Origin of the sequence: Rudaea sp., from assembly GCF_036560865.1 — a bacterium.
GTDB lineage: Bacteria > Pseudomonadota > Gammaproteobacteria > Xanthomonadales > Rhodanobacteraceae > Rudaea.
Window position 1 is genome coordinate 37,383 of the sequence record NZ_DATBQK010000069.1, and the last position, 20,957, is coordinate 58,339.

Genomic DNA, 20,957 nt, shown 5'->3' on the forward strand with positions numbered 1-20,957 from the left:
TACTCGTGCGCGGTTCAATACTTCATCGGATCCATGATCGCGTCGAGGTTGAGCCCGTCGCAGAATTCGAGAAAATCATCGCGCAGCGCCGCGATGTGCGTGTTCGCGGGTATGCCGACCGTGATCTGTGCGGAGAACATGTCCGCGCCGGTCTGCATCGCGCGATAGCGCGTGGATTGCAATTGCTCGATGCTGATCTCGTGGCGCACGAAGAACTCCGCGAGCTGATGAAGAATGCCGGGCTTGTCCGCCGCCACGACTTCGACGACGTAGGGCAGCAGATTCGACTGCGAGGCCTTCGCGCCAGTGCGGTAGTGGGCGATGCGCAACTGGTCGTCGCGCTCCAGCCGCGCGAGTGCCGATTCGAGCTTGGCGATCGCATCCCACGGGCCTTGCACGAGCACGATCACGGAAACGTCCTGACCCAGCGCGGCGACGCGCGATTCGGCCACGTTGCAACCGCAATCGGCGATGCGTTTGGTGATGGCGACCAGCGGTGATTTGGCGTGCGCGGCGAACGCACTGATCAAGAGGAAATTTTCGTTCGCGGCGGGGCGTGGAGCGGTGTCGGTCAATGCAATCCGTCCTGATCGGCGCGAAGGGGCCTCGCCGGATTGTGAGAATACTTGCCACGCCCCAGACCCGCAAGTAACATCGGCCGTTCGCATAAACCCCGCGGGTTCGCCTTGAAGAGAATTATCGGCAGCATCTGTGCACTGGCGACGCCGTTCCGCGGCGGTGCGCTGGACTTGGATGCCTATGCGCGTCTGCTCGACCATCAACTCGACGGCGGCACGCAAGCGCTTGTCGTAGCCGGCTCGACCGGCGAGGCGCATGCGCTGGATCCAGCCGAATTCGATCGTCTGCTGAGCTTCGCCGTGCAGCGCGTTGGTGGACGCGTGCTGGTACTCGCCGGCACCGGCAGCGCGAACACGCGCAAGACGATCGCCGCGACGCAACGCGCACACGCACTCGGCGCCGATGCGGCGCTCGTCGTCACGCCGTACTACGTGCGGCCGACACAGGAAGGCCTCGTTCGACACTTCAGCGAAGTCGCCGATCACGGCGGACTGCCGGTGATGCTGTACAACGTGCCCGGACGCACTGGTTGCGATCTGTTGCCGGAGACGACAGCGAAACTCGCCGCGCACGAGCGCATCGTCGGCATCAAGGAGGCGCGCGGCGATGCCGAGCGCATCGCCGCAGTGGTCAAGTTGAAAAATCCACAATTCAGCATTTTGAGCGGCGACGACCCGACCGGCATGCAGGCGTTGCTTGCCGGCGCCGAAGGCGTGATTTCCGTCGCCGTGAACCTCGCGCCGGTACAGTTCCGCGCACTCTGCGATGCCGCGCTCGCGGGCGATGCCGCGCGCGCCGGGGAATTGAACGCTGCGCTGACGCCGCTGTACGAGTTACTGGGCGTCGAATCGAATCCGATTCCGCTCAAATGGTGTCTGCACGCGATCGGCATCGGTACCGGCGAGCTGCGTCTGCCGATGCTGCCGCTGTCCGCGCAGCATCACGAGCGCGCGTTGCGCGTGGTCGGCGAACTGACGCAATTGACCGCCGCGGTTCAGCCGCGGCACAGCAGCGCCGCTTAAACTTGTCTCCCAATTCTTGGCTCAGGATGTAACCGTGAAGCGTCACTCCCTAATTCGCTGGTCTTTACCGGCGCTCGTCATTGCCGGCTCGCTGCTCAGCGGCTGCAGCTGGTTTCATCGCGATCGCGTGGACTACTACAAGGGGGCGCAGGAAACGCGTCCGCTCGAAGTCCCACCCGATCTGGACACGCCGTCGAGTTCGAAGGAACTGGTCGTGCCCGGTCCAGGCGCTGCCAGCGCACCGGCTGCTGCAGGAACCACGCAGACTGCGCCGAGCGCCGCGTCGCCGAGTGCGGCCGCGAGCGCGCAAGGCGCCGACTTGCATGTCGCCGATTCGGTCGAACACACCTGGCAGCGCGTCGGTCTGGCGCTCGATCGTGCGCAGATCGGCGCGCTGACCAGCCGCGACGAGGCCGGTCGCAGCTACACCATGGATTTCAACGGCACAGTGACGACCGTGGAAGCGCCACCGGCACCCGAACACCACTGGTACGCGCGCGTCCTGCACCCGTTTGGCGGCAGCGGCGGTAGCAGCGCGCAGGCCAGGACGCAGCAGGCGACCAGCGCGTTGCGCATCAATGTCAGTGAAGACAACGGCGGCGCGCGCGTCAGCGTGATCGGCAATGCGAACGATAAATCCGCGTCCGCTGCCGCACGCCGCGTGATCGAGGTATTGCGCGAACGCATGTCCTGAGGGTGGGAATTGCGACGCTGACGCTGCGCCTCGGCGCTTCGGCTCAACGCTCCAACAAAGGCAGCTTGTCCGCTTTGCCGTCCCATTCCTTGGCGTCGGCGGGCGCGTCCTTGCGTACGGTCAACACCGGCCAGCCTTTGGCCAGGTCGGCGTTGAGCTTGACGAAGTGTTCCTGGCCCGCCGGCACGTCGTCTTCGGGGAAAATCGCGTTCGCCGGACATTCCGGTTCGCACAAGGTGCAGTCGATGCATTCTTCCGGATCGATCACCAGGAAGTTCGGGCCTTCGTGAAAACAATCCACCGGGCACACTTCCACGCAGTCGGTGTACTTGCACTTGATGCAGTTTTCGGTGACGACGAATGGCATGCTTGCTTCTTTTCTTCTTTTGACAGAGAAGTGCGGCCAAGGATGGTCGCTTTGTGATCTTCGCGTTCATGGATGAACGCACGAATACATCTTCCGAGCACCGTACGGGCGTCAGCCGCCGAGCGCAGCAGCTTGTATGACGGTTTTTGGCGCTCCCTACGAGGTTCGAACTCGTGTTCCAGCCTTGAGAGGGCCGTGTCCTGGGCCACTAGACGAAGGGAGCGGGGTTTGATCGATGGCAATCCAAAACGCCGGATTGGGTAAATCCGGCGCGGGCGGTAGTATAGCGGTTTGGCCGGTCGCAACAAAGATCGATCCGCCGCGCACATAACGAAAATAACGAATGACTCAAGCTGTCCCGACTTCGAACCCTCCCGCCGTCCCGGTGCATCTACGCATCGTCCCGCGCGAGCAGCACTCCATCTCGCGCAAAAACATTTCCGCGGCTTCGCTGCGCGTGCTCTATCGACTGAATGAGGCAGGGTTCGCCGCGCATCTGGTCGGCGGCGCGGTGCGCGACCTGCTGCTCGGCGGGCGGCCCAAGGATTTCGATATTGCCACCAACGCGACGCCCGAAGACGTCAAGCGTCTGTTTCGCAACTGTCGTCTGATCGGCCGGCGGTTTCGCCTCGCCCATGTCGTGTTCGGCAACGAGATCGTCGAAGTCGCGACGTTTCGCGGCTCCAGCGACGACGGCAGCGGAGATCGCCATGTCGTCGATGGACGCATCGTGCGCGACAACGTCTACGGCAGCATCGAGGAAGACGCAGTGCGTCGCGACTTCACCGTCAACGCACTGTACTACGACATCGCCGATTTTTCCGTGCGCGATTACGTCGGCGGCTATGAGGACCTTGCGCGGCGCGAACTGCGTCTGATCGGCGATCCGGTGCAGCGCTATCGCGAGGATCCGGTGCGCATGCTGCGCGCGGTGCGCCTCGCCGCCAAACTCGATTTCAGTATCGCGCCGGAAGCGCGCGCGCCGTTCGACGAGCTTGGCGAGTTGCTGCTGCAGGCGCCACCCGCACGGCTGTTCGACGAATCGCTGAAATTGTTTCTCGCCGGCAGCGGCCTGAAAAGTTTCCATGCGCTGGATAGTTCCGGCTTGCTCGCCGACGTGTTTCCGCTGACCGCGCGCGCGCTGGCCTTCCGTGGTGGCGGCGCTTTCCGCGCAATGATCGAACGCGGTCTTGCCGGCACCGATGCACGCATCGCCGAAGGCAAGTCGGTGACCCCGGCATTTCTGTTCGCGATCCTGCTCTGGGGGCCGCTGCGCGCACAGGTCGATCGTGAAATCGCCAAGGGCGTCGATGCCACCCTGGCTTGGCAGCGCGTCAGCCAACAGGTGATGACCGAACAAACCAGGCACGTCGCGATCCCGCGCCGCTTCGGCGTGATGATGCACGAAATCTGGCTGTTGCAGCCGCGCTTCGAGTTGCGTCAGAAGAAGCGCGTGTTTCGCCTGCTCGCGCATCCGCGTTTTCGCGCGGCCTATGATTTTCTGCTGTTGCGCGCCGACGAAAGCCCCGAGCTTGCGCAACTGGGCGAATGGTGGACACAGGCGCAGACCGCGGGACACGACGCCCTCGCGGCGCAGCTGGGCACTCTCGTACCGACGCAAGCCGACGCGGCGGATGCGGAGGCTGTTGCGGATATCACGGATGCGCCGAAGAAGCGTCCACGCCGCCGTCGCCGCCGGCCGGATGCGTCCGCAGGCGCATCGCCAACGGCGGAGTAGGGCGGCATCGTCATGGTCGTCGCCTATGTCGGTCTCGGCAGCAATCTCGCAGCGCCAGACGTTCAGGTCGAACGCGCCCTCGCAGCGCTCGACCGGCTCCCCCGCACGCGAGTTGTGGCGCGCTCGCACCTTTACCGCACCGCGCCTTGGGGCTATCTGGATCAACCGGACTTCGTCAACGCGGCCGCCGCGCTTGAGACTTCACTGGATGCGCGTGGGTTGATGCAGGCGCTGCTGGGCGTCGAGCAGGAATTCGGACGCCAGCGCGACGACGTACGTTTCGGCCCGCGCGTGCTCGATCTGGACCTTTTGCTCTACGCCGATGCGCGTATCGATGAACCCGGTCTGCATGTGCCGCATCCGCGCCTGCATGAGCGCGCCTTCGTGCTTGTGCCGTTGGCCGAAATCGCGCCGCTACTCGATGTGCCGGGGCAGGGCAGGGTCGATACCTTGCTGGCGCGGGTCGATGCATCGGGGTGCCGGATGCTGGCCGCGGTCTGAGCGGCTGCTGGCCGGCTTGAATCAGGCGCTGCGCGCTCGCATATCCGAGTCGATTGCTTTACCCTGCGCGCCTCGCACGGGTAGTGTGCGATCGATTCCAGCCGCACGAATACTAGCCCCTCCGCTACGAGTCGCCCGATGGTGTCGAATACGAAAATCGCCGCGACACGTGAAAAACCAGCAGGCGACAAGGTCACGGTGCCGCGCCTGCGCGAAATGAAAACGCGCGGCGAGAAGATCGTCATGCTGACCGCCTACGACGCGGGCTTCGCCGCGCAGTGCGAACTCGGCGGCGTCGATTCGGTGCTGGTCGGCGATTCGCTCGGCATGGTCGTGCAGGGGCGCGCAAGCACCCTGCCGGTGACGCTGGACGAGATGGTCTATCACTCCGCCGCCGTCGCGCGCGGCACGCACACGGCCTTGCTGATCGCCGATCTGCCGTTCATGACGTTTCGTGATGCGGACACGGCGCTGCGTTCGTCCGCGCGCCTGCTTGCCGAAGGCGGCGCAGCGATGGTCAAGCTCGAAGGTGCGGACTATGTACTCGACGTGATCCGAGCGCTCGACCGTCACCAGATTCCGGTATGCGCGCACCTGGGACTCACGCCGCAGTCGGTACACAAATTGGGTGGCTACCACGTCCAGGGCAAGGGCAAATCGGCGGCCGAGCGTCTGCTCGCCGACGCCAGGGCCGTCGAGCAGGCCGGCGCCGCGCTGCTGGTGCTCGAATGCGTACCCGCGGCACTGGCCCGACAAATCACCGCGCAGCTGCAGATTCCGACGATCGGCATCGGCGCCGGCGCGGATTGCGACGGTCAGGTCTTGGTGATCTACGACATGCTCGGCATTACGCCGGGCAAGCGCCCGCGTTTTTCCAGGGACTTTCTCGCCGGCCAGGGTTCCGTCGCCGATGCGATCAGAGCGTATGCGAAGGCCGTACGCAGCGGCGCGTTCCCTGCCGCCGAACACTCATTCTGAAAACGGTTCGATAAAACGATGGAAACGCTCACCACGGCCGTGGAATTGCGCGCAAGAATCTCCGCGTGGCGGCGCGAAGGCGCGCGCATCGGTCTCGTGCCGACGATGGGAAATTTACACAATGGGCATTTTTCGCTTATTACACTTGCGCAAAAGCATGCCGACCGCGTGGTCGCCAGCATATTCGTGAATCCGACCCAGTTCGGTCCGCGCGAGGATTTTGCCAACTATCCGCGCACGCTCGCGCAGGACCAGAACGGATTGGCGGCGCACGATTGCGACCTGGCGTTCGTGCCCAGTGTCGAGGAAATGTATCCGTTCGGTTCCATGCAAAGCGTGCGCGTCGAAGTTCCGGCGGTCAGCGAGCCGCTTGAAGGGGCCACGCGGCCGGGACATTTCGCCGGCGTGGCGACCGTGGTGACCAAGTTGTTCAATCTGGTGCAGCCGGATTGTGCGGTGTTCGGGCGCAAGGACTATCAGCAACTGCTTGTGATACAGCGCATGGTGCGCGATCTGCGCCTGCCGATCGAGATCGTCGCTGCGCCGACCCAGCGCGAGGCGAACGGCTTGGCCATGAGCTCCCGCAACCAGTATCTCTCCGCCGAAGAGCTCGAACACGCGGCCGCGATCTATCGCACGCTTTGTGCGATGCGCGACGCCCTGAATGCGGGGCAGGACATCGCCGTAATCGAAGCGCAGGCACGCCAGCGACTCGAAACGGCTGGCCTGCTTCCGGACTATGCCGTTCTGCGGCGTGCGGACGATCTACTTGAGGCCCAGCCCAATGTGCGCAGCGGTCTGATTGCGCTGATCGCCGCGCGGCTCGGCCGAGCGCGTCTGATCGACAATCTGGCTTGCTGAGTGCGGATCGGCGCGTCGTTAGCGAACCAGTTCGCATACCTGTAGCAAAAAAGTTTTTCGTGTGGTATTCTCGCGACCGTCATTGGGATTTCTGCAACGTTAACTCGTTGCCCCAGTGCACGCAGGGCGCATGTTTGGTAATCGTCACTCTGACTTACAAACCCTCGCTGGTTTCAGCTGAGGGTTTTTTTTGTGCACAATAAATGTATAAGTGGTTGAAATACATTATATTTATAGATGTGCTTGGCACTGCATGACTTACCCGCAGCGACGGGCGTAGAGAATTGGGCGCACGTGCTGCGCTCTGTTGCGTAAACGCGACACAATCGTTTGCGACAAGTCGCTGTGTACCTCAAATTTTCAAAGCCTTAAGTTCAGCGCGCAGTCCCACCAAGCCCGGTCAACTTGCGTTGCTGTGCTTCCAGGGCCCACAGCACATGCTCGCGTACGAGTTCTGATTCGTGATCTTTCCGAGCCAGCAAGGCATCGACAATCTCGCTGCGATGCGGCGCGTTGCCCAGTGCTACGGCGATATTGCGCAGCCAGCATGCATGACCGATGCGACGGATCGCAGAACCTTCGGTGCGCTTGAGAAACTCTTCCTCGCTCCAGCCGAACAGCGCGATCAACGAGGGGCTGTCGAGTCCGTGGCGTACGATGAAATCCGGCTCGGCGCTCTTGCGCGCGAACTTGTTCCACGGACACACGAGCTGGCAATCGTCGCAGCCGTAGATGCGATTGCCGAGCAACGGACGAAACTCGAGCGGAATGCTGCCGCGCAGTTCGATGGTCAGATACGAAATGCAACGGCGCGCGTCGAGCTGATTCGGCGCGACGATCGCCTGGGTCGGACAAATCTGTATACAACGCACGCAGGTACCGCAATGCTCACTCGCCGGCGCGTCGATCGGCAGCGGCAGATCGGTATACAACTCGCCGAGAAAAAACCACGAGCCCGCATCGCGGTTGAGCAGATTGGTGTGCTTGCCGATCCAGCCCAGCCCCGCATTGCGCGCGAGCGCCTTTTCCATCACCGGCGCCGAATCGACGAAGGCGCGATAGCCGAACGGCCCGATTTCCGCCGCGATGCGCTCGGCAAGTTTCTGCAGGCGGGCGCGCAGCAGCTTGTGATAGTCGCGGCCGAGGGCGTAGCGCGAGACGAAGCCAAGCGTGGCGTCGTCGAGCACTTCCCAGGCGTCGCGCGCCTGCGGCGGATCGTAGTCCATGCGCGCTGAAACCACGCGCAGCGTGCCGGCCTGCAGTTGCGCGGGACGGCTGCGTTTGCTGTCGTGGCGCTGCATGTAGTCCATCGTGCCGTGGCGCCCGGCGGCAAGCCAGTTCAACAGATGCGTCTCGTCAGCACCCAGTTCGGTCGCGCTGATGCCGATCTGCTGAAAGCCGAGCTCGCCGCCCCAGCGTTTGATGTCCGCCGCGAGATCGGCGTAGTCCGGCAATTGGCGGGCGGGGGAGTTCAAATGGGCTCACAAAGGCAGGAACGATGCCGCCAAGTATAATTCGCCGATGAATACGGATTTGTATACGGTTGCGCAAGTGCGCGCGCTGGAACGCGCGGCGGTCGAACGCCTGGGCATCTCCGGCTACGTGCTGATGCAGCGTGCCGCGTTTGCGGCTTTCAATTTTCTGCGCCGACGCTGGCCCGACGCGCAACGCATCGTCGTGGTCTGCGGCAGCGGCAATAACGGCGGCGACGGTTATGCGCTGGCCAGACTCGTGCGCGAGGCCAGGCTCAATGTGCAGGTGCTCGCGCTTGCGCCGCCACCGGCTGGCAGCGAGGCGGCGCAGGCATTGGCGGATTGGCATGCGATCGGCGGTGATGTGCTCGCCGCGGACGCAGTCTGGCCGCAGGCCGATCTTTATGTCGATGCGCTATTCGGCATCGGTTTGTCGCGCCCACTCGAAGGCCATGCACGCGAGTGGGTCGAACGCATCAACACCTGTGCCCGCCCCGTGCTTGCGCTCGATGTGCCTTCGGGCGCGAATGCCGATTCAGGCGACGTGCCGGGAGTCGCGGTGCGTGCCACTGCGACGCTCAGCTTCATCGCGCGCAAGCGCGGACTGTATACCGGCGTGGCAACCAGCTACGCCGGCAATACCGCGCTCGATACGCTTGGTCTGCTGATGGAAATGTATACCAGCTCACCTGGTGACGCGCACCTGCTCGACATGGCTGTTTTGCGCGGATGGCTGCGCCCGCGTCCGCGCGATGCGCACAAGGGCGCGTTCGGCCATGTGCTCGCGATCGGCGGCGACATCGGCATGGGCGGGGCGATCCGGCTGACAGGCGAGGCCGCGCTGCGCGTCGGTGCGGGTCTGGTCAGCGTGGCGACGCAAGCCGAACACATCACGGCGCTGAACGCGGCGCGCCCCGAACTGATGGCGCACGCGGTGGCGGGCATCCAGGAATTGCAGGCCCTGATCGAGCGCGCGAACGTGGTAGCGATCGGCCCCGGCCTCGGCCAGCGCGCTTGGGGACATGAGCTGTGGCGCACCGCCATCGTCGCTGGCAAACCGCTGGTGCTCGATGCCGACGGCTTGAACCTGCTCGCACGCGAACGCCTGGACCTGCCGGCACAGACCGTGCTGACCCCGCATCCGGGCGAGGCTGCGCGCTTGCTCGACACCGATACGCAAACGATTGCACGGGATCGATTTGCGGTCGTGCGCGAATTGGCGAAGCGCCATCATGCGATCGTCGTGCTCAAGGGCGCGGGTAGCCTGATTGCGAATCCGCGAGGCGAGGTGGCGGTCTGTGCCTGGGGCAATCCCGGCATGGCCACGGGCGGTATGGGCGATGTGCTCACCGGCGTCATCGCGGGATTGCTGGCGCAGGGTCTCGACGCCTGGCGTGCGGCCCAGCTCGGAGTTGCCTTGCACGCGCAGGCCGGCGATGCCGCAGCGGTTGCGGGCGAGGCCGGCCTGATCGCCAGCGACCTGTTCGAGCCGCTGCGGCGTTTGCGCAATGAATGGTCGACGGCATGAGTGCGGCGGGTTTTTCAGCGACGCTCGATGAAAGCGAACTCGTAGCCTTGGCCGCTCGCTTGGCGCAGCAGGTGGGTGAGGGCGGCGTGATACACCTGATCGGCGATCTGGGTGCAGGCAAGACCACGTTCGCGCGCGCGCTGCTTGGTGCGCTCGGCGTCGGCGAGCGGATCAAGAGTCCGACCTACAGCCTGATCGAGTCGTACATGGCCGGCGATCTCAGCGTGCATCACCTGGATCTGTATCGCATCGTCGCGCCCGACGAACTGGAATGGCTGGGCTTGGCCGATCTTGTCAGCGGACATTTCCTGCTGGTGACGGAATGGCCCGAGCGCGCGGGTGGCGCCTTGCCCGAGCCCGACCTGTTCGTGCGTCTGGCACATGCAGGTGCGAGGCGCGCTTTGGAAATGGAGGCGAGGTCGGCGCGCGGCGAGCGCTGGCTGGCTCGATTGGGAAGCGCAACTTGAGGGGTTTTGCGCAAACCAAACAGGGAGTTGCAGTGAGTTTGTCAAAACAGATTCTCGTGTACTTGTTCAGGAATCTCTTCTAGACAGCGGATTTACAACGAAAAAACTTGATTTTTTTCATCGACTGCGGTTGAATCCGCAGTATGAGGGGAATCTCGCGCCATGGTTTGATCCGTTCGCTCGTCGCCGGGTTCGCGCTGGCTGCGGCTGGGCTTGCCGGCGCGACCGAAATCAATACCGCGCAGCTATCGGTTGCCCCCGAGTACACGCGCGTGGTGTTCGACGTCTCCGGTCCGCTCGACTACAAGCTTTTTGCAATCGCCAATCCCGACCGCATCGTGCTCGATATCCGTGCGTCCGAGCTGGCAAAAGGCTTCGTCGCGCCGGGCGGCAAGGGCCTGCTCAAGTCCGTGCGTACCGGGGCGCAGAAGACCGATGTGCGCATCGTGCTCGACCTCGCCGCTGGCGTGCGGCCCAAAAGTTTTCTGCTGCCGCCGGACAATACGCAGGGCTATCGACTCGTCGTCGATCTGTACCCGAAGGACAAGTCGAAATCCGCGATCGTGAAGAGCGCGCGCACACCGCCGGTGAAGACGCGCGATGTCGTGGTGATGATCGACCCCGGCCACGGCGGCGATGATCCCGGCGCGATCGGCAGCGGCGGCACGCGCGAGAAGAACATTACGATGGCGGTGGCGCGCGAATTCAAGCGCCAATTGGAAAAACAGCCGGGCATGCGCGGCGTGCTCACGCGCGACGGCGACTACTACGTCGGGCTGGAAGATCGCTACCGCAGGGCGCGCGAGGTCAAGGCCGATCTGTTCGTCTCGATCCACGCGGATGCGTTCACTTCCAGTGACGCGCGCGGCTCGTCGGTGTGGATGCTGTCGCCGCGCGGTGCGACCAGCGAGGCGGCACGTTTCCTCGCCGATCGCGAGAACAACGCCGACCTGGTCGGCGGCGTGAAGCTCGACAAGAAAGACAACACGCTGGCTGCGGTTCTGCTCGATCTGTCGCAGGGTGCGACGCTGGAAGCCAGCGGCGTGGTCGCGCAACAAGTGCTGCAGGCGCTGGCCAAGCTCGGGCCGACCCATCGCGGCTATGTCGAGAAGGCGAACTTCGTCGTGCTGCGCTCACCGGACGTGCCCTCGATCCTGGTCGAAACCGCGTTCATCACCAATCCGCTGGAAGAAAAGCGCCTGAACGATGCCGAGAAGCGTGAGCAACTCGCTAGCGCGATCCTCAACGGCGTGCGCAATTATTTCCAGACCGCGCCGCCGCCGGGCACCTTGTTCGCGGTGAATGCAGAAAAGAATCGGCCGGAGCGTCTCGCTTCGCGCAAACCCGCGGCGGCCAATGCCGACGATCTGGATGAAGACAGCGTTGCCGTTGCGCGCGGACCACGCTCGTAGGCCGAAGTGGGGATTGGCACAGCGTAGACGGATTGACTTGTACCCGTGCGTCCCTCGCGATAAAAAATCCTGCGCTCGATTCGTTATCATGCGTGCAGCTCATGCCGCATATCCGCCAGCTTCCGCAGGAACTCGTCAACCAGATCGCCGCCGGCGAGGTGATCGAGCGGCCGGCGTCCGTGGTCAAGGAACTGGTCGAGAACAGTCTGGATGCGGGTGCCACGCGCGTCGAGATCGAGGTCGAGGATGGTGGCGCGCGCCTGATCCGCGTGCGCGACGACGGCAGCGGCATCGATGCCGATGAACTCGCGCTTGCGCTTGCGCCGCACGCGACGAGCAAGATCGCCACGCTCGAAGATCTGCAACGCGTACGCACCTTGGGCTTCCGCGGCGAAGCCCTGCCGTCGATCGCTTCGGTGTCGCGTTTTGCCATCACTTCGCGCTCTCGCGAAGTGATCGCCAAGGATGATTCCTCGCGCGCACGCGCGGCGGACGCGGCTTGGCGCATCGAGATCGAAGGCGGCCGCACGTCGCCGGCGCGGCCCGCACAGCATCCGCCGGGCACCACGATCGAGGTTCGCGATCTATTCCACAACGTGCCGGCGCGGCGCAAATTCCTGCGTGCCGAACGCACCGAGTTCGGACACATCGACGAGCTGATCAAGTCGTTGGCGCTGGCGCGCCCGCAGATCGAATTCCGCTTGCAACACAATGGCAAACCGGCGCGCCTGCTGCGTCCGGCGGACAGCGAAGTTGCGCTCACTGCGCGCATTGCAGACATCCTCGGTGAGGATTTTACCGCGCACAGTCTGCGCATCGCGCATGCCGCCGCAGGCCTGCATTTGTCCGGTTGGGTTGGCTTGCCGACCGCGTCGCGCAGCCAGGCCGATCAACAGTATTTTTATGTCAATGGCCGTCTCGTGCGCGACCGCATCGTCGCGCACGCCGTGCGCCAGGCTTATGCCGACGTCCTGTTTCACGGACGCCATCCGGCGTACGTGCTGTTTCTCGATCTCGATCCGGCGATCGTCGACGTGAACGTGCACCCGGCCAAGTCCGAAGTGCGTTTTCGCGAAGGCCGGCTGGTGCACGATTTTCTCTATCGCACCCTGCACGAAGCGCTGGCGCAGACGCGCGCGGGAGCGGTTGCTTCCTTGCCTGCAGGAGCGTTGCCGGCAGCACTGGCCCATCCGGGCATGACCGCGGCAACGAATGCCGGCGCTTCCGCCTGGCGCAAACAAGCTGGCCTCGGATTCGGCGTGCGCGAACCGGTTGCGGATTACCTCGCACTTCTCGCTGGCTCGGTGGGAAAAGAGCGCATTGTGGATATTGCGCAAAAGTCCACTTCGGAAGGCAATGCCGGATTGCCGAATGGCGATGCAGACATCCCGCCGCTCGGGTACGCACTTGCGCAGCTGGCCGGAATCTATGTCCTCGCCGAGAACGCGCAAGGCCTGATCCTCGTGGATATGCACGCGGCGCACGAGCGCGTTACTTACGAAAAGTTGAAAGCGGCGCAGACCGCAGACGGCATTCGCGCGCAATTGCTGCTCGTGCCATTGGCGCTGGCGGTGAGCGAGCGCGAAGCGGCCTGTGCCGAGGAACATGTCGAGGATCTTGCGGCGCTCGGTTTCGAAATCGTGCGCAGCGGGCCGCAGAGCGTGACGATCAAGCGTTATCCCGGCCTGCTCGAAGGCGCGGATGTCGGCGGTCTCGTGCGCGACGTCCTCGGCGATCTGCTGACCCACGGCAGTTCGAGCCGGTTCGATGAGGCGCGCAACGAGATGATTTCGACGATGGCCTGCCACGGCTCGGTGCGCGCAAACCGACGCTTGACTTTGCCGGAAATGAACGCATTGTTGCGCGAGATGGAAGCGACCGAACGTTCCGGCCAATGCAATCATGGTCGTCCGACCTGGGTACAGATGTCGATCGCCGAACTCGATCGCATGTTTCTGCGCGGTCGCTGAATGAACGTGTGTTTATTTGTGAACTTATGCAGGTCTTGACCATGCGACGTATTACAACCATTCTGCTGGCTGTGCTTTTCAGCGCAGGCGTCGGCGCTGCGCCGACCTCGGCGGACGACAGCGCCGCTTATCGCAAGCAGATCCAGGACTGGCGCGCGCACCGCACCGAACGGCTCAAGTCGCCGAATGGCTGGCTTACGCTGGTTGGCCTCGACTGGCTCAAGGACGGCGCGAACAGGATCGGTTCGGCGAAGGACAATGCGATCGTCATCGCCAAGGCGCCCGCGCATCTGGGCACGATCATGCTCGATCGCGGCAGGGCGACGTTGTCGCTGAATCCGCGCGCCGATGCGAAGATCGACGGCGAAAAAAAATCGGGCGCGGCGCTTCTCGACGACAGCCACGAAAAGCCGACCGCCGTGAGTTTTTCCACGGTGAATTTTTTCCTCGTGCAGCGCGGCGATAAATTCGGCCTGCGCATCAAGGACAGCGCGGCGCCGACGCGCACGCATTTCCTCGGCGTCGATAATTTCGCCATCGACCCGAGCTGGCGCATCGAGGCGAAGTGGGAGGCCTACAATCCGCCGCATGAAGTCGAGCAGGCAAATATCATTGGCCAGATTGAGAAAACCGTGGTGCCCGGCGCCGCGGTGTTCGAACGCGACGGCAAGACCTGGCGCCTTGAACCGTCGATCGAGACTCCGGGCGACACCAATCTGTTCTTGGTCTTCGCCGACCGTACCAGCGGCAAGGAAACCTATGGCGCTGCGCGCTTTTTGTATACCGATCCGCCGAAGGACGGCAAGGTCGTGCTCGATTTCAACAAGGCCTACAACCCGCCATGCGCGTTCACGCCGTTCGCCACCTGTCCGCTGCCGACACCGCAGAATCGCCTCGGCATGCGCGTGACCGCGGGTGAGAAAAAGTATCGCGGAAATCACGAATAGGCTGTCGAAAAAGGCTCTACTTCCCGCTGAACACCGGTTTGCGCCGTTCGAGAAACGCCTGCGTGCCTTCACGCATATCGGCGCTGCTGAAACACAGGCCAAACGCCTGCGCCTCATAGTCGAGTCCGGCTTCGATACCGTTTTCACCGCCGACCAAGATCGTGTCGAGAATGCCGGCCAGCGCATGCGGCGCGCTCGCGGCGAGCTGGTCGGCGAGCGCATCGATTTCCGCGTCGAGTTGGTCCGCTGCGACCACACGCGTGAGTACCCCGAGAGAGTAGGCGCGCGCCGCATCGATCGGCGCGCCGGTCAGGCACAGCTCCAGTGCGGCGGCACGGCCGGCCAGACGCAACAGACGCTGCGTGCCGCCGAATCCTGGGATCAGACCGAGGTTGATTTCCGGTTGACCGACGCGCGCCTTGTCGCTGGCGATGCGCAGATGACAGCACATCGCCAGTTCCAGACCGCCGCCGAGGGCGAAGCCCTGGATGCGCGCGATCACCGGTTTGCCGAGGCGTTCGACGCCGAGCATCATCGCCTGGCCCCGACGCGAGAACTCTTGCGCCTGCAGCGGGGTCAGAGTGGCCAGTTCGCCGATATCGGCGCCGGCAACGAAGGCTTTTTCTCCGCTGCCGGCGAGCACAACGACGCGCACGCTGTCGTCGTGCCGCGCCTGGGTGAACGCGAGATACAACTCGTCGATCGTTTCGCGATTGAGCGCGTTGAGTTTGTCCGGGCGGTTGATGGTGATGCGACGGACCGCGCCGCGATCGTCGATGCTGAGGTTGCGGTAGGCCATGGCCGGGCTCGCGACGAGGAATGGGCGGCGATCATAGCAGGCAGGCGGAACACCTAATCCGTGCCTCGAATGGTCGGATCGCGGCGCGCCGAACAGCCCCGGTTCAGCCGGCAACTGTAGTATCGCTGGCCGGAGCACGGCGGCTTGCGCTAAACTGCCGGGCTTTGGTACCGAGCCCTGCCGACGCCAGCGTCGACACGGTCGATGAAATACGCGTTTCCCATTGGAGGTTTGCATGAGTTTGCGTTGGACTATTGCGGCGGCCGCTATGCTCGCCGCAGGATCGGTGTTCGCCCAGAACACTCAGGGTGGCAGCACCGCCGCGGCGACCGCGCCGCAGGGCGCGGCAGCCCAACAGCAGCAGAAACCGCCGGCGCCGCTGACCGCTGCGGACAAACCGAATCTTTCCTATGCGATCGGTTTCCAGATCGGCAACGATTTCCTCGAGAAGAAGATCGATATCGATCTGAACCAGGTCATCAAGGCGATGCAGGACGGTTACGCCAAGCGTCAGCCGACGGTGTCGGAAGACACGATGCGCGACGTGCTGACGCGCATGCAGTATCAGGTTTATTCGCAGGCCAAGGGCGAGTTCGACAAGATGGCCGCGGACAACAAGGCCAAGAGTCAGCGCTTCCTCGCCGAGAACAAGACGAAGAAGGGCGTGACCACGACGCCCGGCGGCGTGCAGTACCTGGTGATCGAAGAAGGCACCGGCAAGCATCCAACCCTGCAGAGCGACGTGACGGTGAACTTCCGCAGCTCGCTGACCAGCGGTCTGGAGCTCGACAGTTCGTTCGCGCGCGGCGAACCATTCAAGTTCAAGGTCGACTCGGTGATCAAGGGTTGGCAGGAAGTCATCCCGCTGATGAAAGTCGGCGACTACTGGCGCATCTTCGTGCCGCCCGAGCTCGCCTATGGCGAACGCGGCGACGGCCGTCGTGTCGGCCCGAACGAAGTGATGGTGTTCGACATGAAGCTGATGGATACCAAGCCGTAAGCAACGGCGGTGTTTTGCATGAGAGAACAAGATCAACGCCGCGCCCGTCGCGGCGTTGATGTTTCAAGGGCTAGCTGAAATGTGGTCGTCGAGTGTCCAGAAACCGATCCTCACGCCGTGCATCGGCATCTGCGTGCTCGACGCGAGCGGATTCTGTCAGGGCTGCCATCGCTCGATCGACGAAATAGCGCGCTGGGGCTCGTTGAGTGATCACGAGCGTGCGCAGCTGATGCATCACGCGCTGCCGCTGCGCGCCGAGGGAAAACCCCCAACGTGATTACGAGCGTGAGCGCGACCGCCGCAACTCTGCGCGAGCGCGTGCTGCGCGGCGTGCGTTCACTCGACGATGTGCCGGCCGCACCGGGCTGGAATCATGCTGAACTGAGCGATCTGCTCGGCCCCGGGCCGCGCCGTGGCGCCGCCGTGCTGGTGGCGATGGTCGAGCGCGATGACGATCTACGCGTGCTGTTCACGCGCCGCAACGAGCAGCTCGCCCAGCACGCCGGACAGGTGAGTTTCCCGGGCGGCGGGGTCGAGCCCGGCGATGCCGACGCATTGGCCACGGCGCTGCGCGAGACGCGCGAGGAAATCGGCATCGACGCGGGGCTGATCGAACCGATCGGCTATCTCGACGCCTTCGAGACGATCAGCAGTTATTGCATCACGCCGGTCGTGGCCTGGCTTGATCCCGATTATCAAGCCACACCCGATCCGCGCGAAGTCGCGCAGGTGTTCGAAGTGCCGCTGGGATTCTTCCTCGATCCGGCCAACCGGCACGCGCTGCGCATGCAGTATCAGGGTCGCGTGCGCGAGATTTCCGAATTCGTCTATGCCGACCAGCGCATCTGGGGAGCGACTGCCGCGATGCTGCTCAACCTGATCCTGCGCATGCAGGCTGGCGCATGAAACTCGCCACGTTGATCGGCGCGCAGGAGCTTGCGGCGCAGGGCAACGATCTGCTGATCGTCGACTGCCGCTTCGATCTGGCCGACAGCGCTCGCGGCGCGCGCGACTACGCGCAGGCGCATGTCCCCGGTGCCGTGTATGCGGATCTCAACCGCGATCTGTCGGATCTGTCCAAGCCCGGTCTTGGTCGTCATCCGTTGCCCGATGCGGCGGCGTTCTGCGCGTTGCTTGGCCGCTGGGGCTGGACGCCGCAGACGCGCGTCGTCGCCTACGACGATGCCAACGGGGCGCTTGCGGCTGCGCGCCTGTGGTGGATGCTGGGTCTTGTCGGTGCGCGCGAAATCGCCGTGCTGGATGGCGGGCTGGCTGCATGGAAGGCCGCAGGATTGCCGCTGAATGCGCAGGCAGCGACCCGCGAGCAGACCGTTGTCGCCGTGGAGTTCGACGCGAGTGAAATTGTATACACCGGGCAATTGCACCGCCTGCGCGAGGATCCGGCGACGCTGATTGTCGACGCGCGCGCGGCGCCGCGCTTTCGCGGCGAGAACGAGACAATCGATCCGGTTGGCGGACATATCCCGGGTGCGCGCAACCGGCCGTTTTCCGAAAACTTGCAGGCCGACGGGCGCTTCAAATCCGCGCTTGTGTTGCGCGCGGAGATCGACGCACTGCTCGGCGCGCATACACCCGACACGGTGATCCACCACTGCGGTTCCGGCGTGACCGCTTGTCACAACCTGCTCGCGTTTGCGCACGCCGGCCTGTCCGGCTCGCGCATCTACGCGCCGTCGTGGAGCGGCTGGATCGCCGATCCGGGAAACCCGATCGAGCGCGGCTGAGGCGCTACTTGCCGCCTTTGAGCCGCGCGACCAGCGCTTTCAGCGTCGCCTGCGATTCCGCGGAGAACCAGGCGTCGACGAATTCATCGATCGCGAATGCCCGCGCATCGGCAAATACTTCGGCCAGATCCGCGCGTGCGATGTGGCGCGTGTTCGTCATCGCCTGCGCGGGCAACTTGAGCAGACCTTCGAGCCACTCGCGTGTGCGCGGCACGACCTGTTCGGGCTCGACGACTTCGTCGACGAATCCGACGCGCAGCGCCTCGCTGGCGTCGACCATCGCGCCGACCACGAGCAGGCGTTCGGCACGGTAGGTGCCGACCAGACGGCGCAAGGCAAATTGTATATTTCCGGGGACGCTGAGGCCGATCTGCACTTCGTTGAGGCCGATCTTGAACGGGCCGTTCGCCATCACGCGGTAGTCGCAGAAGATTGCCAGCACGGCGCCACCGGCCGGGCTGTGTCCGCCGATCGCCGCGGCAATCGGAATCGGCGACCGCGCCAGCGCCGCGCACAGTCCGAAGAACTCGTGCCAGAACGCGGTCATGCCGTTGCGATCGAGTCGCAGCAAGACGGGCACGTCGAGTCCGGCCGAGAACATGCCCGGACGACCGCTGAGCAGCAGCGCGCGCACACCGTGTGCCGGCGCGGACTCGATCGCCACGCGCAGCTTGCCGACCAGCTCGGGATCGAGCGCATTCGCGGGCGGCCGCGCGAGATTGAGTTCAAGAATTTCGCCGTGACGGATCAGATCGAGCATCGATGTTTCCAAATTTGTAGTTGTGGTTCCGACAACTCATGCCCGAATGATGAGCGACCTGTTCAGCCGTCTACTTGAACGACTCCGTCCATTGATACTGCACGGTGTAGCTCAGGGTCACCTCGCCACTGGCCGGCACATCGAGTTTGAATTCGACCGTATCGGCGTTCTTCTTTTCGTACTTCGCCGAGGCCTGCACGATATTCCATTGCGTCCATCGATACAGATGCTCGCGCACGACCACGTTCCTGGCCGCACTGCCCGCATTGATCAGGCGCAGCGCAAAAGTTTCGTTGAGGCTGTGCTGGTCCTTGTTGATCTGGTAGTCGGTCTGGCGGCGTTCGCCGCGCAGGTCGAACGCATCGCCGAGTTGCAGCACGATCGGTTCGTTCTTCGGCGTATGCCCGATCTGGTCCTCGCCAACGAATTCGGGCGCACCGTCGGTTGCCGATCCTGAAGATGACGATTCGATCATGCGCACGCGGCCCGCAGGCAGGGGACGATCGATACGGAACGCGAGCGTCGAGCGCACCGGCGGCGCATCGGCGGCGCCGTAGCCGCGATCGGTGATCGGCGCCATCGAAGAATTTGCGCGGAAATTCGTCGCCTCGAACAGATACTGGCGTTGACAGGCCAGCGCCTGCTCCGGGAACAACGCGACGCGCTGCAGGCTGTTGTCGCCGATATCGAGCGGCGTATCGACGGTGTACTCGTGGTAGTCGCCGACCGTGCCGCTGTCCTCTGCGCTGTTGGCGCGCGCGGCACCCGCTGCCTTCGCCATCAGCATTGGCCGCGGCTGAGTCGCACGCATGACGCGATTCGGCGTGCCCGCAATCAGCTTGATCTGCGCGCCGCGATAGTTTGCACCGCTGCGATTGGCGATCAGCGCCCAGCCGGCCAGGTTCAATTTGCAGTCGTTGCCGGTGGCGATCCAGCCGCTGTATTCCGCGCGCCAGGCGATGCCCTGGGTCGGATAAACGATTTCGAACGTGCGCGGGCCGGCCTGTTTCGCATTCACCTCCCAACGCAGCGAAGGCTTCGCCGACATGCCCTTGGGCAGATCCGGAAACGTGACGCGGCTGTAGTCGGTGACCGTGGTCACGCGACCGTCGGCGAGTTGCACGGTGAGGCCGCCGACATTCGACAGCAGGGTGCCGGTGATCGGCGTCGCGGTCGGATTGGCGTTATTGCCGGCGATTTCGACCGGATGGCCGATCTGGCGCTGCACGAGCGCGTCGAAGGACAGGTTCTGATCGTCGAAGCGCTGGCTGACGATGACCGCATCGGTATCGTTCAATGCGCGCGCGCTCAGCGCCGATACATCGAGATAGCGCGCGACATCGTGAATCTCGATCGCGTTGCTGCCGGCCTTCAGATCGAATTGGCGGCGGTCGCGCACCACCGCATAGCCGCCGGACACCGCAGTGTCGGCATCGGCCGCTTCGAATAGCGCATCGCCATTGTTCGCCGCCGCGCTGTATATGGAGAGCGCGTAGCGCGGGGTAGTTTCCTGTGCGCTGGCGCTCGCCGTACAGGCGAGCGCGACAAGAGCGCTGAGTGTGCCGTGGCGCATGGTCGCAGTCCGTGCAGTGGATGGCATGCACGTTATGATACCGGGAAATCTATAAAGAGAACGTGGCGTGAGAGCAATACGTTTGCGTTGGTTCATGCTTGCGTTTCTTCTCGTCGCCGGCTCGGTGCAGACGGCAGCGGCCGCCGGCCGTCTGGAGATCGCGCACGCCTGGATTCGCACTGCACCGCCCGGCGCGATGATGCAGGCGGGTTACGCGATCCTGCGCAACAGCGGCGATGCACCGCTCGTGATCAGCGGCGCGCACAGCGAGGATTTCGGCGACGTGTCGCTGCACCAAACGCTGGAGGAGAACGGTGTGGAACGCATGCGCACACTCGGCGAGGTCACGCTCGCGCCGGGTGCGCGCCTCGTGTTCGCGCCAGGCGGCCGGCATCTGATGTTGATGCAGCCGAGGCGCGAACTGAAGTCCGGCGACAGGGTAAAAATCCATTTGGATACAAAATCCGGCGACGGCGCGACCGCCGAGTTCCGTGTGCAGGACGACGCGCCCGCTCCAATCAAATAACGAAGTTGAGCGTAGCGC

20 protein-coding genes, 1 tRNA gene and 1 pseudogene are annotated in these 20,957 nt (G+C 63.9%); 15 read left to right on the forward strand and 7 right to left on the reverse strand.

Going from position 1 to position 20,957, the window contains the following annotated elements; genetic code table 11:
- Positions 1–14: 14 nt before the first annotated feature.
- On the reverse strand, positions 15–575 hold the full coding sequence (locus VIE67_RS07395) for a glycine cleavage system transcriptional repressor (RefSeq protein ID WP_332024790.1): 561 nt from the start codon (positions 573–575) through the stop codon (positions 15–17).
- Positions 576–686: 111 nt separating this feature from the next.
- Between VIE67_RS07395 and dapA the strand changes: the two genes are divergently transcribed.
- Together dapA and VIE67_RS07405 are read left to right on the forward strand one after the other, a co-directional pair.
- The gene (gene dapA / locus VIE67_RS07400) at positions 687–1,601 is read left to right on the forward strand and encodes a 4-hydroxy-tetrahydrodipicolinate synthase (RefSeq protein ID WP_332024792.1); all 915 of its coding nucleotides are present in this window, start codon (positions 687–689) and stop codon (positions 1,599–1,601) included.
- Between the two features lie 34 nt (positions 1,602–1,635).
- Complete coding sequence (locus tag VIE67_RS07405) at positions 1,636–2,295, forward strand: hypothetical protein (RefSeq protein WP_332024794.1); 660 nt, start codon at positions 1,636–1,638, stop codon at positions 2,293–2,295.
- Positions 2,296–2,338: 43 nt separating this feature from the next.
- On the opposite strand, the gene fdxA is transcribed toward VIE67_RS07405, so the two are convergent.
- Both fdxA and VIE67_RS07415 read right to left on the reverse strand, forming a co-directional pair.
- Positions 2,339–2,662: a ferredoxin FdxA gene (gene fdxA / locus VIE67_RS07410; RefSeq protein ID WP_332024796.1), complete on the reverse strand. Its 324-nt coding sequence runs from the start codon at positions 2,660–2,662 to the stop codon at positions 2,339–2,341.
- 147 nt (positions 2,663–2,809) lie between these two features.
- Positions 2,810–2,885 (reverse strand) — tRNA-Glu (locus VIE67_RS07415).
- 120 nt (positions 2,886–3,005) lie between these two features.
- Here VIE67_RS07415 and pcnB point away from each other — a divergent pair.
- The 4 genes from pcnB to panC all read left to right on the forward strand — a co-directional run bounded on the left by pcnB (position 3,006) and on the right by panC (position 6,740).
- Complete coding sequence (pcnB, locus tag VIE67_RS07420; RefSeq protein ID WP_332024798.1) at positions 3,006–4,400, forward strand: polynucleotide adenylyltransferase PcnB; 1,395 nt, start codon at positions 3,006–3,008, stop codon at positions 4,398–4,400.
- Positions 4,401–4,412: 12 nt separating this feature from the next.
- Positions 4,413–4,901 (forward strand): 2-amino-4-hydroxy-6-hydroxymethyldihydropteridine diphosphokinase, encoded by a 489-nt coding sequence (gene folK / locus VIE67_RS07425; protein ID WP_332024800.1) that lies wholly within the window; start codon positions 4,413–4,415, stop codon positions 4,899–4,901.
- 141 nt (positions 4,902–5,042) lie between these two features.
- Positions 5,043–5,879 carry a 3-methyl-2-oxobutanoate hydroxymethyltransferase gene (gene panB / locus VIE67_RS07430; RefSeq protein WP_332024802.1) on the forward strand — a complete coding sequence of 279 codons (837 nt, stop codon included), beginning with the start codon at positions 5,043–5,045 and terminating at the stop codon, positions 5,877–5,879.
- An 18-nt stretch (positions 5,880–5,897) separates the two neighbouring features.
- Complete coding sequence (gene panC / locus VIE67_RS07435) at positions 5,898–6,740, forward strand: pantoate--beta-alanine ligase (protein ID WP_332024803.1); 843 nt, start codon at positions 5,898–5,900, stop codon at positions 6,738–6,740.
- Between the two features lie 374 nt (positions 6,741–7,114).
- On the opposite strand, the gene queG is transcribed toward panC, so the two are convergent.
- A complete protein-coding gene (gene queG, locus VIE67_RS07440) occupies positions 7,115–8,215 on the reverse strand; it encodes a tRNA epoxyqueuosine(34) reductase QueG (protein WP_332024805.1) in 1,101 nt (366 codons plus the stop codon).
- A 46-nt stretch (positions 8,216–8,261) separates the two neighbouring features.
- Here queG and VIE67_RS07445 point away from each other — a divergent pair, with 46 nt between their 5' ends.
- The 5 genes from VIE67_RS07445 to VIE67_RS07465 all read left to right on the forward strand — a co-directional run bounded on the left by VIE67_RS07445 (position 8,262) and on the right by VIE67_RS07465 (position 14,536).
- The gene (locus VIE67_RS07445; RefSeq protein WP_332024807.1) at positions 8,262–9,740 is read left to right on the forward strand and encodes an NAD(P)H-hydrate dehydratase; all 1,479 of its coding nucleotides are present in this window, start codon (positions 8,262–8,264) and stop codon (positions 9,738–9,740) included.
- Positions 9,737–10,207, forward strand: coding sequence for a tRNA (adenosine(37)-N6)-threonylcarbamoyltransferase complex ATPase subunit type 1 TsaE (tsaE, locus tag VIE67_RS07450; protein WP_332024809.1), 471 nt, complete (start codon positions 9,737–9,739; stop codon positions 10,205–10,207). Before VIE67_RS07445 ends, tsaE begins: the two co-directional genes overlap by 4 nt.
- 143 nt (positions 10,208–10,350) lie before the next feature.
- Positions 10,351–11,619: an N-acetylmuramoyl-L-alanine amidase gene (locus VIE67_RS07455; protein WP_332024811.1), complete on the forward strand. Its 1,269-nt coding sequence runs from the start codon at positions 10,351–10,353 to the stop codon at positions 11,617–11,619.
- Positions 11,620–11,720: 101 nt separating this feature from the next.
- A complete protein-coding gene (gene mutL, locus VIE67_RS07460) occupies positions 11,721–13,589 on the forward strand; it encodes a DNA mismatch repair endonuclease MutL (protein ID WP_332024813.1) in 1,869 nt (622 codons plus the stop codon).
- Between the two features lie 41 nt (positions 13,590–13,630).
- Positions 13,631–14,536 (forward strand): DUF1684 domain-containing protein, encoded by a 906-nt coding sequence (locus VIE67_RS07465; RefSeq protein ID WP_332024815.1) that lies wholly within the window; start codon positions 13,631–13,633, stop codon positions 14,534–14,536.
- A 16-nt stretch (positions 14,537–14,552) separates the two neighbouring features.
- Here the strand turns inward: VIE67_RS07465 and VIE67_RS07470 are convergent, their stop codons facing one another.
- Entirely contained in the window at positions 14,553–15,335 is a 783-nt protein-coding gene (locus tag VIE67_RS07470; RefSeq protein WP_332024817.1) for an enoyl-CoA hydratase/isomerase family protein, read from the reverse strand.
- Positions 15,336–15,570: 235 nt separating this feature from the next.
- Between VIE67_RS07470 and VIE67_RS07475 the strand changes: the two genes are divergently transcribed.
- From VIE67_RS07475 to VIE67_RS07490, 3 genes and pseudogenes are all read left to right on the forward strand, one after another.
- Positions 15,571–16,335, forward strand: coding sequence for an FKBP-type peptidyl-prolyl cis-trans isomerase N-terminal domain-containing protein (locus VIE67_RS07475; RefSeq protein ID WP_332024819.1), 765 nt, complete (start codon positions 15,571–15,573; stop codon positions 16,333–16,335).
- A 58-nt stretch (positions 16,336–16,393) separates the two neighbouring features.
- A pseudogene (locus VIE67_RS07485) lies at positions 16,394–17,241 on the forward strand (DUF1289 domain-containing protein).
- Entirely contained in the window at positions 17,238–18,080 is an 843-nt protein-coding gene (locus VIE67_RS07490; RefSeq protein WP_332024825.1) for a sulfurtransferase, read from the forward strand. Before VIE67_RS07485 ends, VIE67_RS07490 begins: the two are co-directional and overlap by 4 nt.
- Positions 18,081–18,084: 4 nt before the next feature.
- On the opposite strand, the gene VIE67_RS07495 is transcribed toward VIE67_RS07490, so the two are convergent.
- Positions 18,085–18,840, reverse strand: a complete 756-nt coding sequence (locus VIE67_RS07495; RefSeq protein ID WP_332024827.1) for an enoyl-CoA hydratase/isomerase family protein — start codon at positions 18,838–18,840, stop codon at positions 18,085–18,087.
- A 70-nt stretch (positions 18,841–18,910) separates the two neighbouring features.
- On the reverse strand, positions 18,911–20,413 hold the full coding sequence (locus VIE67_RS07500; RefSeq protein ID WP_332024829.1) for a DUF4139 domain-containing protein: 1,503 nt from the start codon (positions 20,411–20,413) through the stop codon (positions 18,911–18,913).
- A 94-nt stretch (positions 20,414–20,507) separates the two neighbouring features.
- On the opposite strand from VIE67_RS07500, the gene VIE67_RS07505 reads away from it, so the two are divergent.
- Positions 20,508–20,939 (forward strand): copper chaperone PCu(A)C, encoded by a 432-nt coding sequence (locus tag VIE67_RS07505; RefSeq protein ID WP_332024831.1) that lies wholly within the window; start codon positions 20,508–20,510, stop codon positions 20,937–20,939.
- Positions 20,940–20,957 lie beyond the last annotated feature (18 nt).